Annotated in this window: 22 protein-coding genes and 2 riboswitches; of the genes, 9 read left to right on the top strand and 13 right to left on the bottom strand. The window is 58.6% G+C overall.

Annotation, left to right across the window (positions count from 1 at the left end; genetic code table 11):
- Positions 1 to 195: 195 nt before the first annotated feature.
- Entirely contained in the window at positions 196 to 2118 is a 1923-nt protein-coding gene (locus tag ACKPCU_RS12190; RefSeq protein WP_321347018.1) for a putative bifunctional diguanylate cyclase/phosphodiesterase, read from the top strand.
- A gap of 134 nt (positions 2119 to 2252) precedes the next feature.
- On the opposite strand, the gene ACKPCU_RS12185 is transcribed toward ACKPCU_RS12190, so the two are convergent.
- Both ACKPCU_RS12185 and zigA read right to left on the bottom strand, forming a co-directional pair.
- Positions 2253 to 3011, bottom strand: a complete 759-nt coding sequence (locus ACKPCU_RS12185; RefSeq protein ID WP_321347016.1) for a hypothetical protein — start codon at positions 3009 to 3011, stop codon at positions 2253 to 2255.
- A gap of 153 nt (positions 3012 to 3164) precedes the next feature.
- Complete coding sequence (gene zigA, locus ACKPCU_RS12180; protein ID WP_321347014.1) at positions 3165 to 4379, bottom strand: zinc metallochaperone GTPase ZigA; 1215 nt, start codon at positions 4377 to 4379, stop codon at positions 3165 to 3167.
- A gap of 182 nt (positions 4380 to 4561) precedes the next feature.
- Here zigA and ACKPCU_RS12175 point away from each other — a divergent pair, with 182 nt between their 5' ends.
- Positions 4562 to 5533 (top strand): alpha/beta fold hydrolase, encoded by a 972-nt coding sequence (locus ACKPCU_RS12175; RefSeq protein ID WP_321347012.1) that lies wholly within the window; start codon positions 4562 to 4564, stop codon positions 5531 to 5533.
- 42 nt (positions 5534 to 5575) lie between these two features.
- On the opposite strand, the gene cyoE is transcribed toward ACKPCU_RS12175, so the two are convergent.
- Genes cyoE through cyoA form a run of 5 tightly spaced genes read right to left on the bottom strand, consistent with a single transcriptional unit; the run spans position 5576 to position 10383 of the window.
- Positions 5576 to 6466: a heme o synthase gene (cyoE, locus tag ACKPCU_RS12170; RefSeq protein ID WP_321347010.1), complete on the bottom strand. Its 891-nt coding sequence runs from the start codon at positions 6464 to 6466 to the stop codon at positions 5576 to 5578.
- The gene (gene cyoD / locus ACKPCU_RS12165; RefSeq protein ID WP_373289805.1) at positions 6463 to 6804 is read right to left on the bottom strand and encodes a cytochrome o ubiquinol oxidase subunit IV; all 342 of its coding nucleotides are present in this window, start codon (positions 6802 to 6804) and stop codon (positions 6463 to 6465) included. The genes cyoE and cyoD overlap by 4 nt, the downstream gene beginning before the upstream one ends.
- A complete protein-coding gene (locus ACKPCU_RS12160; protein ID WP_321347007.1) occupies positions 6801 to 7418 on the bottom strand; it encodes a cytochrome o ubiquinol oxidase subunit III in 618 nt (205 codons plus the stop codon). The genes cyoD and ACKPCU_RS12160 overlap by 4 nt, the downstream gene beginning before the upstream one ends.
- Positions 7418 to 9430, bottom strand: coding sequence for a cytochrome o ubiquinol oxidase subunit I (gene cyoB, locus ACKPCU_RS12155; RefSeq protein ID WP_321347005.1), 2013 nt, complete (start codon positions 9428 to 9430; stop codon positions 7418 to 7420). Before cyoB ends, ACKPCU_RS12160 begins: the two co-directional genes overlap by 1 nt.
- On the bottom strand, positions 9430 to 10383 hold the full coding sequence (cyoA, locus tag ACKPCU_RS12150) for a ubiquinol oxidase subunit II (protein ID WP_321347003.1): 954 nt from the start codon (positions 10381 to 10383) through the stop codon (positions 9430 to 9432). Before cyoA ends, cyoB begins: the two co-directional genes overlap by 1 nt.
- A gap of 738 nt (positions 10384 to 11121) precedes the next feature.
- Between cyoA and ACKPCU_RS12145 the strand changes: the two genes are divergently transcribed.
- Positions 11122 to 11553, top strand: coding sequence for a group II truncated hemoglobin (locus tag ACKPCU_RS12145; protein ID WP_321347002.1), 432 nt, complete (start codon positions 11122 to 11124; stop codon positions 11551 to 11553).
- Between the two features lie 3 nt (positions 11554 to 11556).
- Here the strand turns inward: ACKPCU_RS12145 and ACKPCU_RS12140 are convergent, their stop codons facing one another.
- The 3 genes from ACKPCU_RS12140 to ACKPCU_RS12130 form a co-directional block, all read right to left on the bottom strand.
- A complete protein-coding gene (locus ACKPCU_RS12140) occupies positions 11557 to 12039 on the bottom strand; it encodes a GNAT family N-acetyltransferase (RefSeq protein WP_321347001.1) in 483 nt (160 codons plus the stop codon).
- Positions 12036 to 14246 (bottom strand): ammonia-forming cytochrome c nitrite reductase subunit c552, encoded by a 2211-nt coding sequence (locus ACKPCU_RS12135; RefSeq protein WP_321347000.1) that lies wholly within the window; start codon positions 14244 to 14246, stop codon positions 12036 to 12038. The genes ACKPCU_RS12140 and ACKPCU_RS12135 overlap by 4 nt, the downstream gene beginning before the upstream one ends.
- A 197-nt stretch (positions 14247 to 14443) precedes the next feature.
- Positions 14444 to 15379, bottom strand: coding sequence for a GGDEF domain-containing protein (locus ACKPCU_RS12130; RefSeq protein ID WP_321346998.1), 936 nt, complete (start codon positions 15377 to 15379; stop codon positions 14444 to 14446).
- Positions 15380 to 15575: 196 nt separating this feature from the next.
- Positions 15576 to 15699: riboswitch (TPP riboswitch) on the top strand.
- On the opposite strand from ACKPCU_RS12130, the gene ACKPCU_RS12125 reads away from it, so the two are divergent.
- The 3 genes from ACKPCU_RS12125 to ACKPCU_RS12115 all read left to right on the top strand — a co-directional run bounded on the left by ACKPCU_RS12125 (position 15689) and on the right by ACKPCU_RS12115 (position 19717).
- The gene (locus ACKPCU_RS12125; protein ID WP_321346996.1) at positions 15689 to 17071 is read left to right on the top strand and encodes a sodium:solute symporter family transporter; all 1383 of its coding nucleotides are present in this window, start codon (positions 15689 to 15691) and stop codon (positions 17069 to 17071) included. It overlaps the preceding riboswitch by 11 nt.
- Positions 17072 to 17234: 163 nt before the next feature.
- The gene (locus ACKPCU_RS12120; protein WP_321346995.1) at positions 17235 to 18743 is read left to right on the top strand and encodes a flavin-containing monooxygenase; all 1509 of its coding nucleotides are present in this window, start codon (positions 17235 to 17237) and stop codon (positions 18741 to 18743) included.
- A 17-nt stretch (positions 18744 to 18760) separates the two neighbouring features.
- Entirely contained in the window at positions 18761 to 19717 is a 957-nt protein-coding gene (locus ACKPCU_RS12115) for a 3-hydroxyacyl-CoA dehydrogenase (protein ID WP_321346993.1), read from the top strand.
- 38 nt (positions 19718 to 19755) lie between these two features.
- Here ACKPCU_RS12115 and ACKPCU_RS12110 read toward each other — a convergent pair whose 3' ends face one another.
- Entirely contained in the window at positions 19756 to 20976 is a 1221-nt protein-coding gene (locus ACKPCU_RS12110; RefSeq protein ID WP_104739616.1) for an MFS transporter, read from the bottom strand.
- A 117-nt stretch (positions 20977 to 21093) separates the two neighbouring features.
- Positions 21094 to 21501, bottom strand: coding sequence for a hypothetical protein (locus tag ACKPCU_RS12105; RefSeq protein ID WP_321346990.1), 408 nt, complete (start codon positions 21499 to 21501; stop codon positions 21094 to 21096).
- 177 nt (positions 21502 to 21678) lie between these two features.
- Positions 21679 to 21824, top strand: a riboswitch (FMN riboswitch).
- Between the two features lie 86 nt (positions 21825 to 21910).
- On the opposite strand from ACKPCU_RS12105, the gene ACKPCU_RS12100 reads away from it, so the two are divergent.
- Complete coding sequence (locus ACKPCU_RS12100) at positions 21911 to 22378, top strand: 6,7-dimethyl-8-ribityllumazine synthase (protein WP_321346988.1); 468 nt, start codon at positions 21911 to 21913, stop codon at positions 22376 to 22378.
- A 26-nt stretch (positions 22379 to 22404) separates the two neighbouring features.
- On the opposite strand, the gene ACKPCU_RS12095 is transcribed toward ACKPCU_RS12100, so the two are convergent.
- Complete coding sequence (locus tag ACKPCU_RS12095) at positions 22405 to 22620, bottom strand: dodecin (RefSeq protein WP_104739619.1); 216 nt, start codon at positions 22618 to 22620, stop codon at positions 22405 to 22407.
- Positions 22621 to 22783: 163 nt separating this feature from the next.
- On the opposite strand from ACKPCU_RS12095, the gene ACKPCU_RS12090 reads away from it, so the two are divergent.
- Positions 22784 to 24139, top strand: a complete 1356-nt coding sequence (locus ACKPCU_RS12090; RefSeq protein ID WP_321346985.1) for an imelysin family protein — start codon at positions 22784 to 22786, stop codon at positions 24137 to 24139.
- A 96-nt stretch (positions 24140 to 24235) separates the two neighbouring features.
- A complete protein-coding gene (locus ACKPCU_RS12085) occupies positions 24236 to 25651 on the top strand; it encodes a di-heme oxidoreductase family protein (protein WP_321346983.1) in 1416 nt (471 codons plus the stop codon).
- The last annotated feature ends 3 nt before the right edge of the window (positions 25652 to 25654 follow it).

Genomic DNA, 25654 nt, shown 5'->3' with positions numbered 1-25654 from the left:
TGCTGGCAGCCTTGCAAAGAATGATATAATTTTTGACGCTTGAATAATGACATAAAGCCCATGCTAGACAGCTTCGGCTTAATTAGCGCTGAAACGCCCATAACAGAAGGCTTGTGCGCATTATTGAGAACGGGTAGCGTTCCTTTTTTTTTACGACTGACTGGTCAAGCGCCGCATTATCAGGAAGCAGAATGCATGGAAATGGCAGAGATCAAGGGTGGGCTGGACAAGGACTTTTTCACGCGGATGCAAGATCGTCAAAATCGACGCCTGCGCCTGATCGGCAATCTGGTCATTCTGGTCCTGTTGACTATCGAGTTACGCACGCTGCTGATCGGCGCCTGGAACGACTCCATTCTGGTAGCAGCGGCATTGGCTACCGTGCTGGTGGCGCGCAAACTTACTGCGCGTGGCAAACCGGAATATGCGGTCTCTGTTGCTCTCATGACCCTCACTTTGCTGGTCAGCTGCTCAATGTGGCTGGAGCAGGGGCTCTACAGCGGTGCCTTGATAGCTTTCCCGACGGTATTGGTGGTGGCAGGCGTCATCGCGTCAGAGCGCTTGTTCTGGGCGTTACTGACGATCATGCTAGCGACAGTCGCCTTGATCAGTTTTTCCGCCTATTTCGGCTACCGGGCTTTTCAACCGTTGCCCATTGGAGTAGGGCGATGGGCTGTCGTTAGCAGCATACTGATGGTATCGGCGGGTACCATAGTCTGGATGATGCGAGAAATGCGCAACATGCAGAGTTCGCTGGAGCGAGAAGGCAAGCGACTCCGTTGCTCCCAAGCAAAAATAACCCATTTGGTAGGCCATGACGCACTGACGGGGCTAGCCAATCGAACCGCCTTCAGCAGCCATGTAACACAAATGATCGAAGCTGCTCGTACGCAACAGCGACCGCTGGCGTTGCTGTACATGGATGTAGACAACTTCAAAACAATCAACGACTCGCTTGGCCACACGGCCGGGGATGAGTTAATTCGCTCGGTCGCTGGCCGCCTTAAACAGGTGGTCCGTGATGCCGACACGCTCTGTCGGCACGGCGGCGATGAATTTGTAATGGCACTGGCCAACTTTGTAATGGCACTGGCCAACATTGATGATGTGCATACCGCCGTTGCAGTTGCGCAACGCATGCAGGAAGTGGTTTCACAACCTTTCGAACTCAGCTCCAAACAGTTGCTGACCTCCCTGTCAGTCGGTATTTCCTTGTTCCCGAACGACGGTCATGACGCCGACACCCTGGTGCAGAAATCAGAACTGGCGATGCTGCAGGCCAAGAAAGCAGGGCGCAACACCCATTTCGTCCACCAAGAGGACTTGAGCGCAGACAGCCACCAGCGCCTGGATATAGAGCAAGCCCTGCGCCAGGCGATTTCACGAGACGAACTGCGCCTCTATTACCAGCCAATCATTGCCCTGAAGGGCGAAAGGCTGGTCGGCGCAGAAGCATTGCTACGTTGGCAGCATCCTGAGCAAGGACTGCTTTCGCCAGACCGATTCATGGATGTTGCGGAACAGTCAGGGTTGATCGCAGAAATTGGCGAGTGGGTGATCCGGCGCGCCTGCGAGGACGCTATGCGCTGGCAGCAGCACGGACTAAGGCTGGGGGTTTCGGTCAATTTGTCGGCAATCCAGATACGGCGCAATAATCTGCAGAGCGTGATTGTTGACGTACTGAACGAAAGCGGCCTGGAACCCGAGCTGCTCGAACTGGAGCTCACCGAATCGATGTTGCTGGAGAAATCAGATGCTTTTCTGCAGTTGCTGAAAAACCTGAAGAAGCTTGGCGTCTCCCTGGCAATCGATGATTTCGGTACCGGCTACTCGAATCTGTCATACCTGCAGCGATTTAACGTGGATCGCCTGAAAGTCGACAAATCGTTCGTACTCGACTTGAGTAGCAACGAGCAGAATCGCGCCATCGTTACAGCGGTCATCCAAATGGCACACAGCCTGAAGCTGCAGGTAACCGCCGAAGGAATTGAGCATCAACTGGTGCAACGCATCCTGACGTCACTTGGTTGCGATCATGCGCAGGGGTATCTGTTTTCCCGGCCGCTGGAGCCAGACGCGTTCCTGGGATATGCGCGCTCGTACAGCGAACGCGCGTAAGGCGATGGGCACCCGGCGTGTTGAGATTGTTTCACTCTCTGGTCGCACCCAGCACTTCGCATAATATATATTATGTTAAATATAATATTGCGGAGATAACGTTTGTGCACTTTGTTCGTTACAGTGCTCTCTCGTCAACGTGCAATCGTGCACAGCTCACCCTGCAATGGTGTCCCCGCCTGAGCGCTTAGCAGACGCTTGATCAGCGCTATGTTGTCCTGATTATCTAGTCCATCGCGCATGGCAATCACCAGCGGCACCTCCAACAGCATCTTGGCTACGCGCACCTCTCCAATGCCATGGCGTTCAGCGAGGTACTCCATCACCGTTGGATCGGTAGCCGCAAGCTGGAACCGGCCCAGGCTGAGCATCTTCAGCAACGACAGCTCACCGCTTGCACCGTTGTCGATACTCTGTGGGAATCGCTCTATCAGCGCCTGGAACTGTCTGGGGTAGACATAGCTTTTGACAACCCCTATCCGATGCTCGGAGAAAGCCTGGTCAATGTCATCAACGCTGACGTCACTATCCTCCATTGCCATTAGCGCAAGGTGAGATGATGTAACCTCACCTGAGGACACGAAGCCATCATGCACCTCTGTCGGCCACGCTGGAAAGTAGCCAAGATATCCAGGCTGGCGGGCAATCTGCTGGGCTCGGCGCCAAGGATAGAACTCGACCTGCAACTCAATAGCGCACTGCCCCAGAAGGTTTCGCAGATGCTGAATGGCATTACCACCGGTCGCCATCGAGGATGCGCTGTAGGGCTCCCAGTCGAGTGCCGTAATTTTCAAGATACGAGCGGCATGCTCATCGCGACCGAAATCAGCAGCAGTGACAGAGGCGCTGACCGCAAAAACCAAAGGAATAAATAGCCAAGTACGCAAGTTCAAACGCGGACTCCGTCGTCAACCAGCTGTTCAGGATTGAGCATAGCAGCAATATACCCTGCCGCTGGTTGTTGAACAGTATCCGCGCGGTCACTGACCGGCCGGAGCTACCCTGGCAGATTCAAGCCGACAGCATGTGTGCTGGCAGCCGCTCCCTCAGGCCGGCTCCTCCACATTACTTACCCATGAACCGAACGGGTCGCCCAAAGCGGCCCATTGCGCGGGCTCCAACTGCATTTCAGCATCGGACAACAGGCAACTATCCAGATCCTGCTGCAACTGCCCAGCGTCCAGGCCTTGACCAATGAACACCAGCTCCTGCCGGCAGTCGCCACTTTCTGGCCGCCATTGCTGCATGATCTCTTTGAGCATGTCTGGATCGGTCGGCCAGTGTTCGCGATCAACAAAACGCCACCAGCGCCCCGCCAGCCCATGCCGCATCAGGCTGCCCGCCTGGGACCAGCTGCCCGCCAGCGTCCACTTGCTGGCCAGCCAGAACAGCCCTTTGGAGCGAAGCAGCCTGCCGTTGCGCCACGGGCTGCTGATGAAACTGTAGAAACGTTGCGGATGAAACGGGCGGTTCGCTCGGTACACGGTAGAGCCAATACCGTATTCCTCCGTTTCCGGAATGTGCTCGCCGCGCAGTTCCTGCAGCCAACCCGGCGCTTCGGCAGCCCGCTCGAAATTGAACAGGCCGGTATTGAGTACCTCGCGCAGCGGGACGTTACCCATCACCATTGGCAGGATGTTCGCGTGTCGGTTGAGGTTACGCAGGATGGACGTCAGCTCCGCGAGCGCGTCCCGACTGATCAGATCACTCTTGCTGATCAGGATGACATCGGCGAACTCGACCTGCTCGACCAGCAGGTCGGTAATCGAACGCTCGTCGTCCTCACCCAGGGTTTCGCCGCGGCTGGCGAGACTGGCGGACTGTTCGTAGTCGTTCAGGAAGTTGACCCCATCGACGACCGTAACCATCGTATCGAGTCGGGCCATATCAGCTAGTGCAGCGCCCTCCCCATCCCTGAAGGTAAAGGTCTCTGCGACCGGTAGCGGTTCGGATATGCCGGTGGACTCAATCAGCAGGTAGTCATATCGCCCCTCTTTCGCCAGCCGGCCGACCTCCTCCAGCAGGTCCTCACGCAGGGTGCAGCAGATGCAGCCGTTGCTCATCTCAACCAGCCGCTCTTCTGCCCGGTTCAGGGTGACATCCCGCTGGACCTCGCTGGCGTCGATATTGATTTCACTCATGTCGTTGACGATAACGGCAACGCGCAGTCCGTCACGGTTTTTAAGAATGGCGTTAAGCAACGTGCTTTTTCCAGCGCCCAGGAAGCCGGACAGGACAGTGACAGGTAGTTTTTCAGGCATGACGTTAATCTCGGACTCAATAATGGTTATAACATAACATTTAATCCAAAAAAGTCACGCACCAGTCAGCCTGGACATCAAAGCTTTGAATACGTCGGTATGTAACATGGCGGTCTTGCTTGATTGTCTGGCAGGTTAGGAGGTATTCAAACTGCATGCCCTACCCTATATAAGGAAGAACAATGTACTGCCTGGACGATATCCGCTTCGAACAACAACAGATAAGCGGACTGAGCACCCGCATAGCACGGGTGGGAACCGGCCCGGTTGCACTGTTTATTCACGGCTGGCCTGAGTGCTGGTACTCCTGGCGACAGCAGATGGTGGCGCTAGCCAATGCGGGCTATACGGCGGTCGCCCCTGACATGCCCGGCTTCGGCGAAACCGAGGCGCTAGCGCAAATTGATGATTACAACGTCACCCGCATTGCCGGCTTTATGCAGGGGCTGGTCGCGCACTACAGCCCGGACGCGCCGCTATTGTTGATCGGCCACGACTGGGGTGCGATCAACAGCTGGCAGTTTGTGCAGTTGCATCCGGAATGCGTCGAAAGGCTGATCATCATGAGCGTCCCGCTGCGCCCGGTTGCTGATGTACCGCCAATCGAGTTTTTGCGCAGCTATTTCAAAGATCAGTTCTTTTATCAGATCTACTTTCAGGAACCGGGCGTTGCCGAAACCGAGTTCGACGCTGACCCGGAAGGCATCTTGCGCGCGCTCTACTGCTCCCCGGATACGCCGCGCCACCCTCCTCTGCTGGGCAAGTCGCTTTCCGAAGGCGGCGGCTGGATTGGCCGCCTGGGTGTACCGAAGGAGCAACCTGCCTGGCTCTCCGACGAGATGCTCGCTTATTATCTGAATGCCTATCGGCATAGCGGATTTGCCGGCGGTATCAACTACTACCGCAATCTGGGCGAGAACTGGCGCCGCCTGCTGCCACTGCGCGAGAGTAAAATCACCTGCCCGGTGCTGTTTATTGCCGGTACTGCAGATATGGTGATTCAAGGCATGGGCGCAGATGCACTGCGTGAAATGATGGCACCACGCGTTCCGCACCTCGACATCGTCATGCTGCCGAAGATTGGCCACTGGCTTCAGAACGAGGCGCCCGAGGCTGTGAATGAGGCGATGCTGCGCTTTCTCCAGCTGCCTTAAGGTGGGGAAATGCGCCTGAGCCTGCAGCCCGGGCGCATTCAATCAAAGACCGGCAAACAACGTTGGCGATGGCAAGACCCGAAAGTCGATCGACATCATCAGACTCAGCGCGGTGATGGCGATGATCGAGAAACCGAACAGCTTGCGTGCCCACAAGCGGTCATCCACCTCTTCGCGGTAACCAGACAGCGCAATCACCAGCCACCAGATGCTGACCAGCAGCGCGATGACCAGATAACCGTAACCGGCAAAACCGGACAGCGTCAGCATCAGTGCTGCCGCCGCAAAGGCGAGGATGTACCAGACGATGTGCTGTTTGGTGACCCGAATGCCCTCTTTGACCGGTAGTACCGGAATGCCGGCTGCGCTGTAATCATCGAAGCGGAAGATCGCAATCGCGTACGAATGCGGCATCTGCCACAGACAAAAGATCAACAGCAACAGCGCGGCACCGGTGTCGAACTGACCGGTCACGGCGCAGTAGCCCACCACCGGCGGCATGGCACCCGACAGGCTGCCGACCAGCGTGCCGTAGACCGAACGGCGCTTCATCCAGAGGCTGTACACGCCCACATAGATAAAGAAGCCGAACGCCGCCAGCGCGGTGGCGACCGGCGTGGTGTACCACCAAAGCATACCGAAACCGGCCAGCCCCAGCACCACACCATGGGCCAGTGCCGCCAGCAGCGAAATCTGCCCGGTGACCAGCACCCTGCTCCGCGTCCGCTGCATATGCCGATCAATGTCGCGGTCGATGCAGTTGTTCATTACGCAGCCACTGGCAACCACCAGCGACAGCCCGATCACGGTAGCCAGCAGCAGACCGAGATCGATCTGCCCCTGAGCGGCGAGGAAGTATCCCCCCGCCACCGCAATCAGGTTGCCAAATATGATGCCGGGCTTGGTGACCAGCAGATAGCGTTTCAGTTTCACTGGAACATCCAGGGCATCATCAGCATGTCGGCGTTGACCATGATCCAGATGGCCAGCCCCACCAGCATGACGATGATCAGCACGGTGAACAGGAAGGCCACCAAGTTCCAGCGGCCCTCGGACGAGGTGTTCATGTGCAGGAAGCACACCAGATGCACTACGATCTGCACAACGCCCATGACGACCATGCTGATCAGATTGACGCTCTGGCTGAACTGCCCACTCATCACCATCCCGAACGGGATGGCGGTGAGGATGACCGAGAGAATAAAGCCGATGGCGTAGGAGCCGTAGCTGCCGTGACCGGCACCGGCATCGGAATGCGCATGACTCATCAGACAACCCCCATCAGATAGACAATGGTGAACACGCAGATCCAGACGATATCCAGGAAGTGCCAGAACAGGCTCAGGCACATCAGGCGTGTGTTGTTACGGTCGGTCAGACCGCGCCGGCTGACCTGCAGCATCATGACGATCATCCACACCAGACCGGCGGTCACGTGCAGACCGTGCATGCCGACCAGGGTGAAGAAGGACGACAGGAACGCGCTCTTGTCTGGGCCAAAGCCTTCGGCAATCAGGTGGTGGAATTCGTTGATTTCCATCCCGATAAAACCCGCGCCCAGCACAAAGGTCGCCGCCAGCCAGGCTAGTGTCTGACCTTTGAAGCCACGGTGCGCCGCGATCATGGCAAAGCCGTAGGTGCAGCTGCTGACCAGCAGCAGCGCGGTTTCACCCAGCACATAGGGCAGCTCGAAGATGTCCTTGCCGCTGGGGCCGCCGGCCGTGTGGTTGACCAGCACGGCGTAGGTGGCGAACACGCAGGCAAACAGAATGCAGTCGGTCATCAGGTACAGCCAGAAGCCGAATACGGTGTTGCCGCCGGTGTCGTGGTGCGCATGGTCGTCATGCGCCACGGCGTGATTGGAGTGCATTACAGTGCTCGACATCAGATCTGCTCCGCAACGGGTTGAGTGTTCAGCACCGAACGCGGCGCTGCAAAGTTGGCGTGGTGCAGGTTCTCGATGCGCTCGATTTCGTCGGGCTGCACGTAGTAGTCGACGTCCTCGTTGTAGCTGCGTGCGATAAAGGTCGCGATCATGCCGATGAAGCTAACCGCGCCCAGCCACCAGATGTGCCAGACCAGGGCAAAGCCGAATACCGCGCCCACCAGACCAATAATCACGCCAGCTGAAGTGTTCTTCGGCATGTGAATCGGCGCGTAGTGATCGGGGCGAAGATAGGCCTCGCCACGCTCTTTCATATCCTGGAAGGCATCCAGCACACGCACGGTCGGGGTAACCGCGAAGTTGTAGAACGGCGGCGGCGAACTGGTGGACCACTCCAGGGTGCGACCACCCCACGGGTCACCAGTCACGTCACGCAGCGATTCACGGTTGCGCAGGCTGACCACCAGCTGTGCCAGCTGGAACAGAATGCCGCACAGAATCAGGCCTGCACCGAAGAAGGCAACGATCAGGTACGGCTGCCACATCGGGTTGTCGTAATGGTTCAGGCGACGGGTCATGCCCATGAAGCCGAGGATATACAGCGGCATGAAGGCCACGAAGAATCCGGTAATCCAGCACCAGAAGGCCCCCTTGCCCAGACGCTCATCCAGCTTGAAGCCGAAGGCCTTCGGGAACCAGAAGGTAAAGCCGGCAAGATAACCGAATACCGCACCACCGATGATGGTGTTGTGGAAGTGAGCGATCAAAAACAGGCTGTTGTGCAGCACGAAGTCCGCACCTGGCACGGCCAGCAAAACGCCGGTCATACCGCCTACCGTGAAGGTCACCATAAAGCCCAGGGTCCACAGCACCGGGGTGGTGAACTGCACGCGACCGCGGAACATGGTGAACAGCCAGTTGAACAGCTTCACCCCCGTTGGCACCGAAATGATCATGGTAGCCACGCCGAAGAACGCGTTGACGTTGGCACCCGAGCCCATGGTGAAGAAGTGATGCAGCCAGACCACGAAGCCCAGTACGGTGATCGCCGCGCTGGCCCAGATCATCGAGGTATAGCCGAACAGCTTCTTGCCCGAAAAGGTCGAAATCACTTCAGAGAAGATACCGAACGCCGGCAGAATCAGGATGTACACTTCGGGATGACCCCAGGCCCAGAACAGGTTGATGTACATCATGGCGTTGCCGCCAAGCTCGTTGGTGAAGAAGTGCATGCCCAGATAACGGTCCAGACTCAGCAGCCCCAGAGTGGCGGTCAGAATCGGGAAGGATGCGATGATCAGGATGTTGGTGAAGGTGCAGGTCCAGGTGAAGACCGGCATTTTCATCAGCGTCATGCCCGGAGCACGCATCTTGAATACGGTGACCAGGAAGTTGACACCGGTCAGCAGCGTCCCCAGCCCCGATAACTGCAGCGCCCAGATGTAATAGTCGACCCCCACGCCCGGGCTGTAGCCCAGTTCGGCCAGCGGTGGGTAGGCAACCCAACCAGTGCGAGCGAACTCCCCTACCCCCAGCGACACGTTGACCAGAATCGCGCCGGCCACGAACAGCCAGAAGCTCAGCGAGTTAAGGAACGGGAAGGCAACGTCACGGGCGCCAATCTGCAGCGGTACCGCGATGTTCATCAGACCGACCATGAACGGCATGGCCATGAAGATAATCATGATGACGCCATGGGCGGTAAAGATCTGGTCGTAGTGCTCCGGCGGCAGATAGCCCTGTGATGCCCCTTCGGCCACCGCGAGCTGGCCGCGCATCATGATCGCGTCGGCAAAACCGCGCAGCAGCATGATCAGGGCAACCAGGATGTACATCACACCGATTTTCTTGTGGTCGACCGAGGTCAGCCACTCGGTCCACAGGTAGCCCCACTTGCGGTAGTAGGTGATGGTGCCAAAGATCCCCAGACCGGCAATCGCAACGATCGCCAGGGTGACCATGATAATGGGCTCGTGAAACGGCACGGCCTCGAGTGTCAGCTTGCCAAACATCAGTGGGTCTCCTCGGCAGCGTTCATGGGCATGCCCGCCATTTCGGCGCCCGCATGTGCCTCATGGCCGGCGTGACCCGCGTGGTCTTCGTGGCCGGCCGCGTGCTTACCGCCGTTGTGGTATTGCATGAGGATGGTGTCGTACAGGATCGGGCTAACGCTGCCGTAGTAGCGGACCGGATCGGCCTTGCTCGGCGCTGCCAGCGCCGGATAGCTGTCCAGATCCAGCGTCTCGCTGTTGGCCTTGACCTGGCTAACCCAGTCGTTAAAGCCCTGCTCATCGGTGGCGATGGCCTGGAACTTCATGTCGGAGAAGCCTTCGCCACTGAGGTTGGCGGAGAACCCGTCATAGCTGCCCTGATGATTGGCGATCAGGTGCAGCTTGGTCTGCATGCCGGCCATCGAGTAGATCTGGCTGCCCAGCGCCGGAATGAAGAACGAGTTCATCGCCGACTGGGAGGTGATCTTGAAGTTGACGGGCGTGTCGACCGGGAAGGCCAGTTCGTTGACGGTGGCAATGCCCTGCTCCGGATAGATGAACAGCCACTTCCAGTCCAGCGATACCACCTGCACTTCAATCGGCTTTACGTCCGAGTCCAGCGGGCGATAGGGGTCCAACTCGTGGGTGGTCTTCCAGGTGATGGTGCCGAGAATGGCAACGATCACGCAGGGGATCAGCCATACCACCAGCTCAATAGCGGTGGAGTGGGACCAGTTGGGTCGATAGGTCGCCTTGGTGTTGCTTGCACGGTACTTCCAGGCAAACACCAGGGTCATCACGATGACCGGAATGACCACGATTAGCATCAGCAGCGTGGCGGTGATGATCAGCGACTTTTCGTCGACGCCGACCTGCCCTTTCGGGTCCAGCAACACCATCTTGCAGCCACTAAGCATCAGCAGCGGCAGCCAGGCGAGCCGTTTCAGGAGTGAAGTTATCTGCTTCGGGTTCATGTTGCAGCCTTAGTCGTTGAACAGGCCCTCGCGCCCGACAGGGAACGAGGTGCAACACGTTCGCAGCATGAAGTGTTCGCCATGACAGGCCGGCAAACATCACGCCAGACAGGTGCGACAGGTCATTGGCCGGATAGCGGACTTATACCCATAAACCGAGCTATCCAGCCGACCTCAACCTCACCAATCCAGGCCTGATGTTCACCCACACTGTCGCCGGGCCCATTACGTACGCAGCAGTACCCGAGCGTCTCCCGCATGAGCGCGCGTCGAGTGCTGCCTGGTGTCGTTATGGGTCAGCGGTTATGTCTTGTGCAGACTGGGGCGGCGTACATCTTCAATCGCCTGAGTGGCCGCGGGAGCGGCACCTTCCGTGGAGAGCCAGATCGGACGTCTGGAACGTGTTACGAGAAGTATTACAAAGTATTTCATGATGGCGCGCAATTGTAACAACTAGTGACACAGGTCAATACATTGTTCCAAATCTGCTATTGCCATAGCGCGCGTAGCTGAATGCGAACGGGTCGCAAGTCACGTGTGGCGCGGCTTGCAGCGGGAGACTCCTGCTCTGCGGCAGGCGCCTCAATGGGTGCGGCAATCTGCCGCGGGTGAGCAACGCGCGCCAACGCAGAGCTAACGTGAGACAGGCACGGGCGGTGCGGCGACAGGCCGCAGAGAGGTCGCTGGTTTAAATATGCCGAATGCGTACCATCAAGGTATTACCATGAGGTGCAGAACATGACCCAATCCCTACCCCCTTACGGCACCGCCGACGCGTCCTACCAGGCTGCTGGCGGCATTGATGGCATTCGCCTGCTGGTCGACGATTTTTATCAAGAGATGGACAGCTGGGAAGGCGCACAGGAACTGCGGGCCCTGCACGCGCCGGATTTGGCGTCGGCGCGAGCTAAGCTGACCGCATTTCTGTCAGGCTGGCTGGGAGGGCCGAGACTGTTTCAGCAGCAGTATGGCGGCATCAGTATTCCCGCCTTTCATGCCAAATGGGATGTAGGCCCGGAGCTGCGGGACCAGTGGCTTGAATGCATGGCACGGGCGATAGCAAAACAGCCGTACCACCCGACCTTTGCCAGCTATCTGCTGGAGCAACTGCGAGTGCCCGCCAACCGGGTAGTGCAAGCCAGTCAGGCGATACGTCAGGCTCAGCAGTAGCCGCTACAGCGGTTTTTCCCAGAACAGTGCCCGGCCCATTTCCGGCAGCAGTTGGTAACCCTGAAAGCCAAAACCAAGGTAGCTACGCTGAGCAGCCTGGTTACCTTCCAACACTTCCAGGGTGAGCTTGCAGCAACCTCGCTGCCGGGCAATGTCCTCGACCTGATTCAGCATCTGCCGAGCAATGCCCTGCCCTCGCCAACGGCGTGAAACGATCACGTCGTGAATATTGATTAGCGGCTTGCCCTTGAACGTGGAAAACGCCTCGAAGCAGTTGACCAGGCCAACATACTGGCCGTCGGCAACCGCGAGCACAAACAGGTAATCCGTCCGTGAGGACAGCTTTTCCGGTAGCGATTCGAGCAACTCCGGAGCAAGCGCCGCAGCGCCACCCATAGGGTCAAGCGCATATTCAGCGAGCAACGACTTCAACGCCGCAGCATGAATTTCGTTGCCAAGATCGCCGACGATCACTTCCAAAGTCATTGCGTTGCATCCTTGTTCTGAAGCTGTTGTTGCAGTGTCAACAGGGTTTGGTTGGCAGGGGTCAAATCAAGCCCTTCGGCAATTAGCGCCAGGGCAGCGGCGCGCTGATCGGCACTGTTGAGCGCGACGGCGAGTACGTATCGATAGTGGGTGTTCTGCGGGTCGAGCACAACTGCGCGGCGCAGCTCGATCAGAGCGGTGGTCATATCCTTGCTGCGTACCTTGAGCAGCCCCAGGCTGAAGTGCAACGGGGCAGCCTGCGGCAACGCCTCCAACCCTTTGTTAAGCAGTGTTTCGGCCATAGGATCGCGCATCGACGCGCGATACAGATCGGCCAGATTGATGTAGGCACCGATGAAATAGGGATCAAGCTTCAAGGCCTGTGCGTAGGCATCTTCCGCCAGTGCAAGCTGATTACGCGCCTGATAGTACAGGCCAATGTTTAACTGCGCCGAAGGATCATCGGCGTTGGCCTGTTGCGCTTTGAGGTATTGCTGCTGCGCCTGGCGCAACTTTTCAATGTCATCACCTTGCATCTGCTCTGGCGGAATATCCAGCAACTGCGCGGCCGCCTGCAGCCTGACCACGCGTTCAGGCGCATCCAGCAGCGGGCTGGCAAGCTGCCAACGGGTGACCGGCGGGTAACTGCCAATCGCCTCCAGCGCGCCCAGGCGAATCACCGGGTCCTTCGCACGCAGGGCAACGAACAGCGACTGGGCTACCTCCGGCCCAGGCCAGGCCTGCAGCAGGCTGGCGGCAGTGGCACGGGCGATCGCTGGCTGGCCTTCGTCGGCCAACAGCGTCAACAGATCCTTCTGGGCGCCAACAGATCCCGCTCGGCCGGCTGCCAGAGTGTGCGCATACTGCTGCAAGCCCTGCGGTACGTGCCCGTACCATTGTTCGACGTGCTCTGCCGCCCATTCGGGTGTTTCGTCGCTGTGACACTGATTGCAGGCGTTGGGCACACCGAGGCTGACGCTCAGATCAGGACGCGGAATACGCAAGCTGTGATCGCGCCGAGGATCCACTTCCATGTACGTTGTGGTCGGCATATGGCAATCCACGCAGGCGCTGCCCTGCACGCTGCTGTGAAAGTGGTGCTTCGGCGTCTGGTACTGGTCGGCCTGGTGACACTGCAGGCAGACACCATCGCCGGGGACCTTGAGTTCCAGCGAGTGCGGGTTGTGGCAGTCACTGCAGGTCACGCCGGCCTGATACATTTTGCTCTGCAGGAACGAGCCATGCACAAACACCTCATCCTGAATCTGACCGTCGGGGTAATACAGGCCCTGATCAAGGGTAGCGAGCAGATAATTTTCCACCAGCAAACCGGCATCCTGCGGGTCATCAAACAATTGCGCACGGCGGGAGTGGCAGGCAGCACAGGCTTGAATTTCCTTCTCGCTGTCGCGCGGTTTGCTGCGACTGGGCGTGCCGTTCTCGTCATGCTGCCAGGTGACACCCTCACGCTCATCAAAGCGCACCGCAAGACCTAGGGTATTCGCCATGTCTGGGTGCGCATCAGGCGTCTCGGCCCATTCCAGATGGTCCGACGCCGGGCCGTGGCAGGACTCGCAGGACACGTCGATCTCGGCCCAGCGGGTGTCATAACGGTCGGTCGCGGCGTTGAAATTGCGTTCCAGATTGGTTGAATGGCATTCAGCGCACATCAGGTTCCAGTTGAACTGACGGCCACTCCAGTGCAGCGCCTTGACCGGGTCGTCGCCATTGACATCAGGGTTGAGCTGGAACCAGCGCTGGCCGCCCTCCCCAGCTGGCCGCGCATCCCAGGCAACACTGAACGCCTGATAACGGCCGCCGGGCATCGCCAGCAGATACTGCTGCAGCGGATAGACCCCAAAGGTGTACTCGGCAACATAGTCATGCTGGCGGCCATCCGGACCCAGGGTATTGACCAGGAACTGGCCGTCACGCTGGAAGAAGGTGCTGGTCACCCCGCCAAAACGGAAGGTGGCATTATTGAAGTCCCCCAGGACAGTTACCGCACTGGCTTCTTGCATCGCCTGATCATGGTGCGAGCCGTCGAAATCGCGAGTCTGCTGCTCATGGCAACCAGCACATACCTCACGACCAACGTAGTGCCGATCCTGGAGAACGACTGAATCCCGAGCTAGCGCAGGCGGCGTCACAGCGGCCGGTTGCACCGCTGGCGCGACAGGCGGCAAAACCGGCTCACTGGTGCGCATACTGAACCACCAGACGACGACTGCGCCAGCGACTAGAACAAGCGGCAAAAGCAATCGCCACAGCGACGGAACGGGGGCGGCCTCTCTGGATTTCTTATTATTGGCCATTGGCTGGCAACTTCCTTTTCACGGTTGTGCAGGCATGCTAGCGAACCTTGCGGCAATTAGGCCAGCGGCAGCTTGGACTTGGTGCCGCATCAGCGGCAGACTTCGTCCTCAACCCGGTTACGGCCACCGGCTTTTGCCCGATAGGTGACCAGGTCTGCCGCATTGAGCAACTGATCAAGAGTCGCGCTGCCACCATCCGAAGCGGTTACACCAAAACTGCAGGTCATCTGGATGCGCTGGCCACGGTAGTCGATATCCAGCGCCTCGATGGAAGCCCGCAACCGCTCGGCCAGATCGCGGGCAGCCTTCAGCCCGGTTGCCGGTAGCAAAACAGCAAACTCCTCGCCGCCCAGCCTGGCTGCGATATCCGCCGCACGGGTATGACTTCTGAGCACCTCTGCCAGCGCCTTTAACACGACATCACCGGCTGCATGCCCATAACAATCGTTGATGCGCTTGAAACGGTCGGCATCCAGCGCAATCAGTGCTACCGGGTGGCCTTGGCGCCGAGCCTGCTCAATGGCCGACCGGCCGAGGGCAAACAACGCGCGGCGGTTGGCCAGCCCGGTGAGCGCATCTTCGTTGGCCAGTTGCTCGGCCTGCAGGCGCGCAGCGGTGAGTTGCGTCTGCAGATCCTTGAGATCGGTAATGTCGGTAGCGATTTCTATGCGTACCAGCCGGCCGTCGGGCCAGCGAATGGCCTGGTCGCGGCACTGATACCAGCGGTTATTCCGGGTATTGCGAAACTCCCAGACCTGTACCCCAGTCGCCGCGCCCTCGGCGTCCACCAACATTGCGTTGTTGCAGAATGTGCACGGACCTTTCTGCCCTTTTTGCAACACCTGCCAACATTTTCGGTTATCGATTTCGCCCCATTCGGCACGTCCATAAGCGTTGAGGAACAACAGCTCATGGGTCTGCATGTCGGCGACATAAACCAGCGCATCCAGGCTGTCCAGCACGGTTTCAATGGCCGTTTGCCCCGCGTCAGGGCTATCGGTCTTCACATCAGAATCGTCGCTCATGATGGCACCCGCAATGACTGCGCGCTTAGGCGCAGCCGGTCAAAGAACGAGCGCTCCGAAGCTACTCCATGCGGTGGGCATACTCGATTGTTTTAGTTAACAAGTCCAACAGCAAACCCCTAACGATACCGCCATCTGGCTAACGATGGGTGATAGATATGTGACATCATGTACCGGATTACCTGTATACCATTCCACCTGTCGCCAGGGGTGTCCGAAGTCATGCGCTTCGGGCTGAGAACAGGCCACGCCTTGGCTGGCCCAAACCCTGGAACCTGATCCGGCTCATACCGGCGGAGGAAGCGCGACATGCTGTACCTGTCCATTGCAGCCCTGGCTGCCGTGTTGTTGCTGTTTGTCTGGATCGGCCTGCGCTCACGCGGCCAGGAAGCTCTTGACGACTTTGTTACCGCTCGCAATTCGCAGAGCAGCTGGGCTATCGGCCTCTCCTTCCTGGCATCAGGCATGGGTGGCTGGATTCTGTTTGCTCCGCCGGAAGTCGGCGTGCTGGTCGGGCCGCTGGGCTTGGCTGGCTATGCAGTCGGGGCGGCCCTGCCCTTTCTGGTCTTCGCCCTTTGCGGCCCGGCGATTCGTTGCCGTCTGCCGGAAGGCCGCAGCATCGGTGAATTCGCCCAGCACTGCTATGGTCTTGGTGTCCGCCGCTGGGTCGGGCTCATCTCGCTGCTATATATGGCGTGTTTTCTGATCGCGGAGCTGACAGCAATTGGGGCGATTACCTCCATGCTGTCTGATATCAATGGCAACCTAGTGGTGGTGGGTGTGGCACTGACCACGCTGATATACACGGCATGGGGTGGGCTGCGCGCCAGCATGACAACCGACCGCTGGCAAGGCTGGTTGCTGATTGCGCTGTTGCTGCTGGTTGGCGGTGTTGCCATGACCCGACTGCCGAGCATCAAAGCAGACGCAGTACTACCGAGTATTCCAGCGTCTGCCGCGTTCGGCGTTGCGCTGACTCTGATCATCGCGGTGACGGCAGCCAACCTGTTCCACCAAGGCTACTGGCAGCGACTCTGGGCAGCACGCGATGAGTCTGCGCTGGGACGTGGCGCTGTCATCGGTGGTGTTGCCACCGTATTGGTTGTTGCTGCCGTTGGCGGCCTGGGCATTCTGACCCTGATGAGTGGCGCCGATGTCGGCTCCCCACCCATTCCCTTCTTCGCCATGCTGCATGATGCGCCTGGCTGGCTTTCCCTGCCCGCGCTGCTGCTGGCGATTACCCTGGTTGCCTCGTCGGTCGACACCCTACAGAACGCCATTGTTTCACTTGCGGTGACTGAAAAGCAGGGGCTAAGCCTGTCCGCCGCGCGCTGGTTTACATTGCTACTGATGATCCCCGTGGTCATCCTTGCTCTTCAAGGTAACTCCGTTCTGCGGCTATTCCTGATCGCGGACCTGCTCTGCGCAACCGCAGTCGTTCCGGTGTTGCTCGGTCTCTGGTCGCGCATGACGCCGGCGGCAGCGATCCTCGGCGGGCTGGCTGGCCTGGTCGGCGCCCTGCTACCGGGATGGATAACTACCGGCAGCCTCTATCAGGGCCTGCTGATCGCCAGTTTCCCTAATGCTATTCCAACGTTGGGCCCCTTTATTGGAGCATTACTGACATCAACGCTGGTCAGCATTATTTGTGCCCTACTGTTGCCGGCACGACGCCCGCAAACTGCTCACTGACCTTCTCTACTCAGCCGCAATGCGCGGCTGAGCCTCCCCCATTTATCCCCTATCGTTGGCAATAAATGTCGACTTGTTTTCCGGATTCGACCAGCTCGATCCCGGCACTGGCGTGCAATCTTATAGTTCTCGCAAGCAACACATAATAAAAAGAGAAACCACTATGACCAACGAGCACGTCGACGTGCTGATCATCGGCGCCGGTTTGTCCGGCATCGGGACAGCGGTGCACCTCTCGCAAGAGTGCCCGGGCAAACGCATCGCCATTCTTGAGCGCCGGGAGCGCGTCGGTGGCACCTGGGACCTGTTCAACTACCCCGGCATCCGCTCTGATTCGGACATGTTCAGCTTCGGCTACGACTTTCGTCCCTGGAATGCGCTCAACACCCTGGCCGACGGCGAATCCATCCGCAACTACATTGGCGATACTGCGCGTGAATATGGCGTGGACAAGCTGATTCGCTTTGGTATCGAGACCGAGCAGGCCCAATGGTGCAGTGAACAGCAACAGTGGATCATCAGTGCGCGCGACCTGAGCAACGGGGAGCCACGCCACTACAGCTGCGACTTCCTAATCAGCTGCACGGGGTACTACGACCACAAGAACGGCTACCTTCCCGATTTCCCGGGCGTTGAGCGCTTTCAGGGTCGGTGCATCCACCCCCAGCACTGGCCAGCAGACCTGGACTACAAGGGCAAAAAGGTCGTTGTTATCGGCAGTGGCGCCACGGCGGTTACAGTGGTGCCGGCGATGGCCGACCAGGCGGCACACGTCACCATGCTGCAGCGCTCACCCTCATATGTGATGACGGTGCCGGCGCATGACAAGATCACAGAAATACTACGCAGGGTGATGCCCGAAAGCTGGGCCAATGGCATGGCCCGGAAGCGCAACATTCTGATTCAGCGCTGGCTGTTCAAGGCCGCACGCCGCTGGCCTGAGCGAATGCGTAAACACCTGCTCAACCAGGTCGCCAAACAGCTGGACGATCCGGCACAGATGAAACACTTCACCCCCAGCTACATGCCATGGGACCAGCGCCTCTGCGCCGTGCCCGATGGCGATCTGTTCAAGGCGATCAACAGCGGCAAAGCATCCGTGGTCACTGATCAGATCGACACCTTTACCGAACGCGGCATCAAGCTAGCATCAGGGCATGAATTGGATGCCGACATCATCATCACCGCGACCGGACTCAAAGTGCAGCTGCTCGGCGGCACCCAACTGCTGATTGACGGCAAGCCCTTCGACCTGCAGCAGCAGATGACCTACAAAGGGGTGCTGCTGCAGAACGTACCGAATATGGCCTGGATCTTTGGCTATACCAACGCCCCCTGGACCCTGAAGTCGGATATCGCGGCACGTTATGTCTGCCGGCTGATCAACCACCTTCGCGCAATCGGCATGCAGGTAGTTACCCCACGCGATTACCAGGGTTGCACCGAACAAAATGCATCGGTACTGGGAGCGCTTGAGTCCGGTTATGTGCAGCGTGCAGATACGGTGCTGCCCCGCCAGGGACAAGTCGCGCCGTGGCGCCTGCTCAACTCGTACGAAGACGACCGTCAAATGCTGCTGAATGAATCGCTTGAGGACGACATCCTCGAGTTTCTACCTCGCAATGCACAGTCAGACAACAGCAACGCTCGCCCTGGAACCCGGGCGGCATGATTAGTGGAGACTCCCGCTTGAACACATCCGTTAACCACCTCACCGTACTGGGTGCCGGCGTTCTGGGCGCCCAGATTGCATGGCACAGCGCGTTTAAAGGAAAGCAGGTTGTGGTCTATGATCTGTTTTCCGAAGCACTGGCGCGCTGTCAAATTGCTCACCACCAGTATGCGGATATTTATCGCAAGGACCTCGGCGCAAGCCCGGAGCAAATCGAACAGACGTTTGCTCGCCTGCGCTACAGCAGCGACCTGGCGGACGCCGTCGCTGACGCCGAGCTGGTTATTGAAGCGGTCCCAGAAATCCCCGAGATCAAATCACAGGTATACCGCGACATGGCGCCGTTGCTACCTGCGAACTGTCTGGTGGCAACCAATTCCTCCACCTTGTTGCCAAGCCAGTTCGCTGAGGACACCGGACGGCCCGACAAGTACTGCGCGCTGCATTTCGCCAATCTGATCTGGTCCATGAACCTGGCCGAAATTATGGCCCACGCAAGCACAGCCGAGCAGACGCTGCGCAGCATTACCCGGTTCGCCATCGAGATTGGCATGATCCCGGTACCGGTGCGAAAGCCGCAGAATGGCTACGTTATCAACTCCCTGCTGGTGCCATTGTTGACCGCTGCACAAACCCTCGTCACCAACGGCATTACGACGCCGGAGACCGTCGACAGAACCTACATGGTGATGAATCGCGGAGTGAGCATGGGACCGTTTGGCGTGATCGACGTCGTCGGAATGAAAACCTACTACGACGTCACTCAGTATTGGGGCAACCTCAATCAGGACGAGCAAGCACTCAAGAACGCAGACTACATCAAGCACAACTTTCTTGATCAGGGCAAGCTGGGGCTGCAGACCGGCAGCGGCTTCTACAACTACCCGAACCCAGCCTACGCCGATCCGGATTTCCTCGCCGAGCCCGGCATGGAGATTGTTGACGAGGTCGTCAGGCTGACGCTGCCCCACTAAGGCCTAAGGCGGTGCAGCTTCACTGCCCCGCCATGCCATTACTGGGCTTCAACCTCGCGCTCGTGATACCCGCCCGGCTCACCCACCAGCAATACCAACAGCGCCAGCAGTGGCATCGAGCCGCCGAGCAGGGACGCGGCCAGCCAGCCACCGCTGACATACGCCCAGGCGCCCAGCGCTGAGCCAATCGCCCCGCCAACAAAGAAGGTCGCCATGTAGAGGGCGTTTAAACGACTGCGCTCTGCCTCGCCCAGGGAGTAGATCGCACGCTGCCCCAGTACGACATTGCCAGATACGCCCAGATCAAGCAGCACCGCGGCCACCACAAGTAACAGCAGCGATAGCGCAGATCCGGGCGCGACAATATGCGTCATCGCAAACGCCACCATCACCGACACCATTGCGCTGATGGTGGCGACACGGGTAAGGCCGCGGTCAGCCAAGCGGCCAGCAACCGGGGCAGATACCACACCCGCCACACCGGCCAGCGCAAACAGTGCAATGCCGGACTGGGATAACCCGAAGTCCGGACCAGCCAGCAACAGCGGAGTCGTCGTCCAGAACAAGCTGAATGCCCCGAACATCATTGCCTGATAGAAGGCTCGGCGCTGCAGAATAGGTGTGTGCCGCGCCAGCGCTGCCATCGACCGCAGCAGCGCCAGGTAGCCCATGCTTGCAGTAGGAACCCGGCGCGGAATGACCCGGCGCATGACCAGCACCAATGCAACCATTAATCCGGCCGAAATGAAGAACATGGCGCGCCAGGAGACCAGATCCGCAACAAAGCTGGATACCGGCCGAGCCAGCATAATGCCGAACATCAGGCCACCCATCACATTGCCGACCACCTGCCCCCGCCGCGCAGGTGCAGCCAGGTGTGCTGCGAGGGGGACGATAATCTGCACCGCCACCGCACCGATGCCAATGACCAGCGAGCAGGCCAGAAAGGTGAGCGGAGAATCAGACAGCGCAGTGCCAAGCGACGCCAGCGCCAACAACAGCACCATCGCGCTGATCAGCGACCTGTTCTCGAGCCTGTCTGCCAATGGCACAACCAGCAGCAGGCCAATCACGTAGCCGATCTGGGTCAATGTCACGATGAGGCCGCTGGCCTCCGGCGTCATGCCGAGCGATAGGCTGATCGGACCGACCAGTGGCTGCGCATAGTAAATATTGGCCACAATCAGGCCACAGCACGCGGCAAGAAAGCACATCAGCCCGTTGGCAATGCCCCTGCTGTTCTCTGGCACGTTTGACATTGGCGCTCCATTACAAGCCGAAAAAGGAAGGCGGCCATGCTACGCCTATTTATTCGTATTTTGTCGAACTATATGTCTGACCGAACTGAAAAGACTGTTGCATAAATAGAACGGAGTTTAGCTGTTGAGCAGCTTCAGCATGCTGGAACGCTGCTCATCATTCAGCGCCTGTTGCTTGGTTGCCTTGGTGAGGCTCGCGTAGGCTGTGCTGAGCGCGCTGGATAAGCTGGCAAGTTGGCTACGCAGGCCATCCATCAACAGGCTGCGCTCTTCATCAGATAGATCCTGTTGGCGAGCCAGCTCACTTATCTGCTGCTGAACCTCGGCAATCTGCTGTTTCAGGTCACGGATATGCTTGAGCAACCGTTTGATGACCTCCGGTAAATCGCTGTCATCAATATCTTGATTGCGGTTGCTCTGTTCAGCCTTTTCTGCCCGCTCCGACAGCGATACCTTAACGCTGTCAGCGATATCGCGATTACTGCCGAGTGTCGGCGTGGCGGGCTCCGCTGCAGCTGAAGACACCCCACCCTGGCGCCTGCCAACGTCAGTCCAGTTCAACTCGCCAATGCGCATAGCCGGCACCCCACGTAGCGATAGATACCTGCCTATATCGGTCGCTTATCGACGAACTTTAGCTCCAATCCGTTTTGACCGGAGGGACGACCTTACTTATATTGTCCGCCGCCGCTACCCTTGCGGCATCGTTCTCGGGGCGGGGTGAAACTCCCCACCGGCGGTGATGGAGCCCGACTCCCAAGCCCGCGAGCGCTCTGCAGGTGCAGAGGTCAGCAGATCTGGTGAGACTCCAGAGCCGACGGTTACAGTCCGGATAGGAGAGAACGCGACAGCCACCATGCCGATGCATGTCGACGTGGCGCTGCCCGTTCGCCCTGATTCAAACCGACATTGAGACATGAATCAGAGCCAGACGATGAATAACTTTCAACCTTCGCAACAACGCATTGCCTTCATTCACGCCTCTTGGCACGCCGACATCGTGCTGCGCTGCCTGGATGGCTTTCGTGAAGAAATTGCCACCCGCGGTTATAACCCAGACCTGATCGATGTGATCGCAGTCCCCGGGGCCTATGAAATTCCGCTGCAGGCCAAGCTGCTGGCCAAGACTGGTCGCTACACATCCATCGCCTGTTCCGGACTGGTCGTTGACGGCGGCATATATCGCCATGACTTCGTAGCCAACGCGGTCATCAGCGGCATGATGCAGGTGCAGCTGGAGACCGAGGTGCCGGTATTAACTGCCGTGCTGACCCCGCATCACTTTCACGAGCATAGCGAGCACCAGAACTATTACCGCACGCACTTTGTCACCAAAGGGCGAGAACTGGCGGCCGCAGCAGACTCCGCAATGTCGCTGCGTTGGCAGGTACTCAACAGCTGATCCTACCCTCCTCATCGCCGGCCGCGTCAGCTGCCGGCGATCCTGAAACCGATCTGCAGCACGACCTGAAAGTGTGCGACCTGATCGTCCGCGATGTGCCCACGGGTTTCCTTTACCTCAAACCACTCCATATAGCGGATAGTCTTCGCACACTCCGCGATCGCCGCTCTGATGGCGTCATCAATGCTGTTGGGTGACGAGCCAACAACTTCCACCTTCTTGTAGACATGATGGTTGGACATGGTCCACCTCCACTTTTGCCATGAATGTGCACTCAGTATGGCAAAGCCCCGTGCGCCTCGCCTGCAGCACCAGCGCGCATTGCAATATGCTGTCATCGGCATATAATCCATAATGCAAATCACTATCATTAATTGATTGAGCACAATCAACAGGGAGCTATACATGGCCGTGCGTTTTCCCTTGCAGGCGCTTGCGCTAGCAATTTCCACCTCTTTCCTTCTGACCGCATGCAACGACAACGAGCAAGCCACGGCGCCGGAAGCTGCCGCGCCCGCTGCCCCCGTTGCAGAAACAGCACCTGCCAGTGCGCCAGAAACAACGGGCGTTGCCCCCGCTGCGATCGTCAATCACTACGCCGATTTGGCACTGGCAACCTATGAGGACGCGCTGGCTACCGCCAAAACCCTGGACGCCGCTACTGACGCGCTGATTGCCAATCCCACTGAAGAAACCCTTGCCGCCGCCCGCACCGCCTGGCTGCAATCACGTGTTCCGTACCAGCAATCTGAGGTTTTCCGTTTCAGTAACTCGGTGGTTGATGACTGGGAAGGTCAGCTCAACGCCTGGCCACTGGACGAGGGGCTGATCGACTACGTCAATGCCGAGGATTACCAGCACGCATTGGGTAATGAAGGTGCCAATGCCAATATCATCGCCAGCAAAGAGCTGAACGTCGGTGGCGAAACACTGGACCTGACCAACATCACGCCCGAGCTGCTGGCCAGCCTGAACGAGGTAGGTGGTTCTGAAGCCAACGTAGCTACCGGCTATCACGCAATCGAGTTTCTGCTCTGGGGTCAGGACCTGAACGGCTTTGAGGCTGGCGCCGGTAACCGCAAGGCAACTGACTATGCTGTCGGCGACGCCTGCACCAACGGCAACTGTGACCGCCGCGCGGCTTACCTAGATGCGGTTACCGACCTGCTGGTCTCCGACCTGAACTGGATGGTTGGCCAATGGACAGCAGGCATTGATGGTAACTACCGTGCCGAACTGACCGCGCTCGAGCCGACCGCCGTGTACCAGAAGATGCTGTTCGGCATGGGCTCGCTGTCACTGGGCGAGCTCGCCGGTGAGCGCATGAAGGTCGCACTGGAAGCCAACTCCTATGAAGACGAACACGACTGCTTCAGCGACAACACCCACAACTCCCACTACTACAACGCACTCGGTATCCAGAACGTCTATACCGGCAACTACAAGCGTGTTGACGGTACCGAGCTGAGCGGCGCTTCGCTGGCTGACCTGGTTGGTCAGATCGACCCCGAACTGAACCAGAAACTGATCGGCCAGCTGGACGCCAGTGTTGCGGCACTTGGTCACATGAAGTCCACCGCTGAAGCGTCAGAAAACCCGGTTACCTTTGATATGATGATCGCGCCCGAAAACACTCAAGGTGCAGAAATCATCAACAACGCCATTGCCACGCTGGTTGAGCAGACTGGCTCGATTGAGCAGGTCGCAGCGGTTGTCGGCGTCGAGTCCCTCGAGCCCGACGATGCTGGTCATCAGTTCTGATCTGGCGTAGTTCCTGTGCCCGGCGGCAACCCCGCCGGGCAATCTGACAGATACGCTCCTTGCTGATACTCACCCAGGCAAAGTGAAACGACATCCATGCTTCATCCTCTCCTCCGCGCTAGCGCGCTGCTGGTCCCTGTGTTGCTGATCTCGAATTTGACCCAGGCCACTGAAACCACCTACCCGATTCAAGACACACCGCTCACCGGTGGTGACGGCAGCGTCAAGCAACATGACCAAAACGCCTACTCGCTACCCTTGGCAAACATGTCGATGACCAAGCGCCTTGATTTCAGCGTAGGCAACAGTTTTTTTCGCAACCCCTGGGTGGTTGCTCCGGCCAGCACGGACGCCCGTGACGGACTTGGCCCGCTGTTCAACACCAACTCCTGCCAGGGCTGTCACCTGAAAGACGGACGTGGTCACGCACCAGCATCCATCGACACACTCTCAGTCTCGCTGTTCCTGCGCCTTTCTGTCCCTGCGGACCCGGAACAGGATGCCGACCTGCTACGTGAACACGGCCTCAAGCCGGCTCCCATCTATGGCGGCCAGCTGCAGACCTCAGCAATTCCCGGCATGAAGCCGGAAGCCGACATGATCGTCGAGTGGCAATCGGTTACCCAGACATTGGGTGACGGCACCAAGGTCGTCATGCGCAAGCCCGTCTATCACATTGAAAACCCTAACTACGGTCCGCTGCCGAACGATCTACTGACCTCCCCGCGCGTCGCACCGCAGATGATCGGTCTGGGCTTGGTTGAGGCAATTCCGGAAGCGGCGCTGCTGGCCAACGAAGACCCGGACGACGCTAATGGTGATGGCATATCCGGCCGCGCCAATCGCGTTTGGGACCGCGTTGCCAAGCAAACCGTTGTCGGGCGCTTTGGCTGGAAGGCCGGACAACCCAGCATCATGCAGCAGAGCATGGATGCCTTCGCTGGCGACATGGGGTTAACGTCGACCGTTACACCAGCGACGGACTGCACACCGCAGCAACAGTGTGATCGCTTCCCGAACGGCGGTGACATCGAGGTAACCGACAACGTTGCCAACTTTATCAACTTTTACGCTACCAGCCTGGCCGTACCGACCCGTCGTGAACAGGACAACCCGCAGGTCCAGCGCGGCGCCAGCGTTTTCAACGATATAGGTTGCGCCGCCTGCCACACGCCACGTTACACCACCGGCCAGGTTGAACGTCCTGAGCTGAGCGGTCAGGTCATCTGGCCCTATTCCGACTTCCTGCTGCACGACATGGGCCCCGGCCTGGCGGACGGCCGGCCGGAATTCCTGGCGGACGGCAACGAATGGCGTACCCCTCCGCTGTGGGGCCTAGGGCTGACCAAGGTAGTGAACCCGCAAGCCGGTTTTTTACATGACGGTCGTGCAGAGACCGTGGAACATGCCATCCTCTGGCACGACGGTGAAGCGCGTCCAGCAGCGGACCAGTATCGTATGTTGCCGCAAGCAGAACGCGACGCCCTGCTTCGCTTCCTCAACTCTCTCTGAGGC

It is taken from the genome of Halopseudomonas oceani (assembly GCF_963677335.1).
Lineage (GTDB): Bacteria > Pseudomonadota > Gammaproteobacteria > Pseudomonadales > Pseudomonadaceae > Halopseudomonas > Halopseudomonas oceani.
This window is presented reverse-complemented; position numbering and strand designations above follow the sequence as displayed.

Excerpts from the sequence above, each read along its gene's own strand:
- ACKPCU_RS12090 (WP_321346985.1), top strand. The coding sequence starts at position 22,784 with ATGGCCGTGCGTTTTCCCTTGCAGGCGCTTGCGCTAGCAATTTCCACC.
- ACKPCU_RS12120 (WP_321346995.1), top strand. The coding sequence starts at position 17,235 with ATGACCAACGAGCACGTCGACGTGCTGATCATCGGCGCCGGTTTGTCC.
- cyoA (WP_321347003.1), bottom strand. The coding sequence starts at position 10,383 with ATGAACCCGAAGCAGATAACTTCACTCCTGAAACGGCTCGCCTGGCTG.
- ACKPCU_RS12145 (WP_321347002.1), top strand. The coding sequence starts at position 11,122 with ATGACCCAATCCCTACCCCCTTACGGCACCGCCGACGCGTCCTACCAG.
- ACKPCU_RS12125 (WP_321346996.1), top strand. The coding sequence starts at position 15,689 with ATGCTGTACCTGTCCATTGCAGCCCTGGCTGCCGTGTTGTTGCTGTTT.
- ACKPCU_RS12160 (WP_321347007.1), bottom strand. The coding sequence starts at position 7,418 with ATGTCGAGCACTGTAATGCACTCCAATCACGCCGTGGCGCATGACGAC.
- ACKPCU_RS12140 (WP_321347001.1), bottom strand. The coding sequence starts at position 12,039 with ATGACTTTGGAAGTGATCGTCGGCGATCTTGGCAACGAAATTCATGCT.
- ACKPCU_RS12100 (WP_321346988.1), top strand. The coding sequence starts at position 21,911 with ATGAATAACTTTCAACCTTCGCAACAACGCATTGCCTTCATTCACGCC.
- ACKPCU_RS12175 (WP_321347012.1), top strand. The coding sequence starts at position 4,562 with ATGTACTGCCTGGACGATATCCGCTTCGAACAACAACAGATAAGCGGA.
- ACKPCU_RS12135 (WP_321347000.1), bottom strand. The coding sequence starts at position 14,246 with ATGCGCACCAGTGAGCCGGTTTTGCCGCCTGTCGCGCCAGCGGTGCAA.
- cyoB (WP_321347005.1), bottom strand. The coding sequence starts at position 9,430 with ATGTTTGGCAAGCTGACACTCGAGGCCGTGCCGTTTCACGAGCCCATT.
- ACKPCU_RS12085 (WP_321346983.1), top strand. The coding sequence starts at position 24,236 with ATGCTTCATCCTCTCCTCCGCGCTAGCGCGCTGCTGGTCCCTGTGTTG.
- ACKPCU_RS12095 (WP_104739619.1), bottom strand. The coding sequence starts at position 22,620 with ATGTCCAACCATCATGTCTACAAGAAGGTGGAAGTTGTTGGCTCGTCA.
- ACKPCU_RS12110 (WP_104739616.1), bottom strand. The coding sequence starts at position 20,976 with ATGTCAAACGTGCCAGAGAACAGCAGGGGCATTGCCAACGGGCTGATG.
- zigA (WP_321347014.1), bottom strand. The coding sequence starts at position 4,379 with ATGCCTGAAAAACTACCTGTCACTGTCCTGTCCGGCTTCCTGGGCGCT.
- ACKPCU_RS12190 (WP_321347018.1), top strand. The coding sequence starts at position 196 with ATGGAAATGGCAGAGATCAAGGGTGGGCTGGACAAGGACTTTTTCACG.
- ACKPCU_RS12130 (WP_321346998.1), bottom strand. The coding sequence starts at position 15,379 with ATGAGCGACGATTCTGATGTGAAGACCGATAGCCCTGACGCGGGGCAA.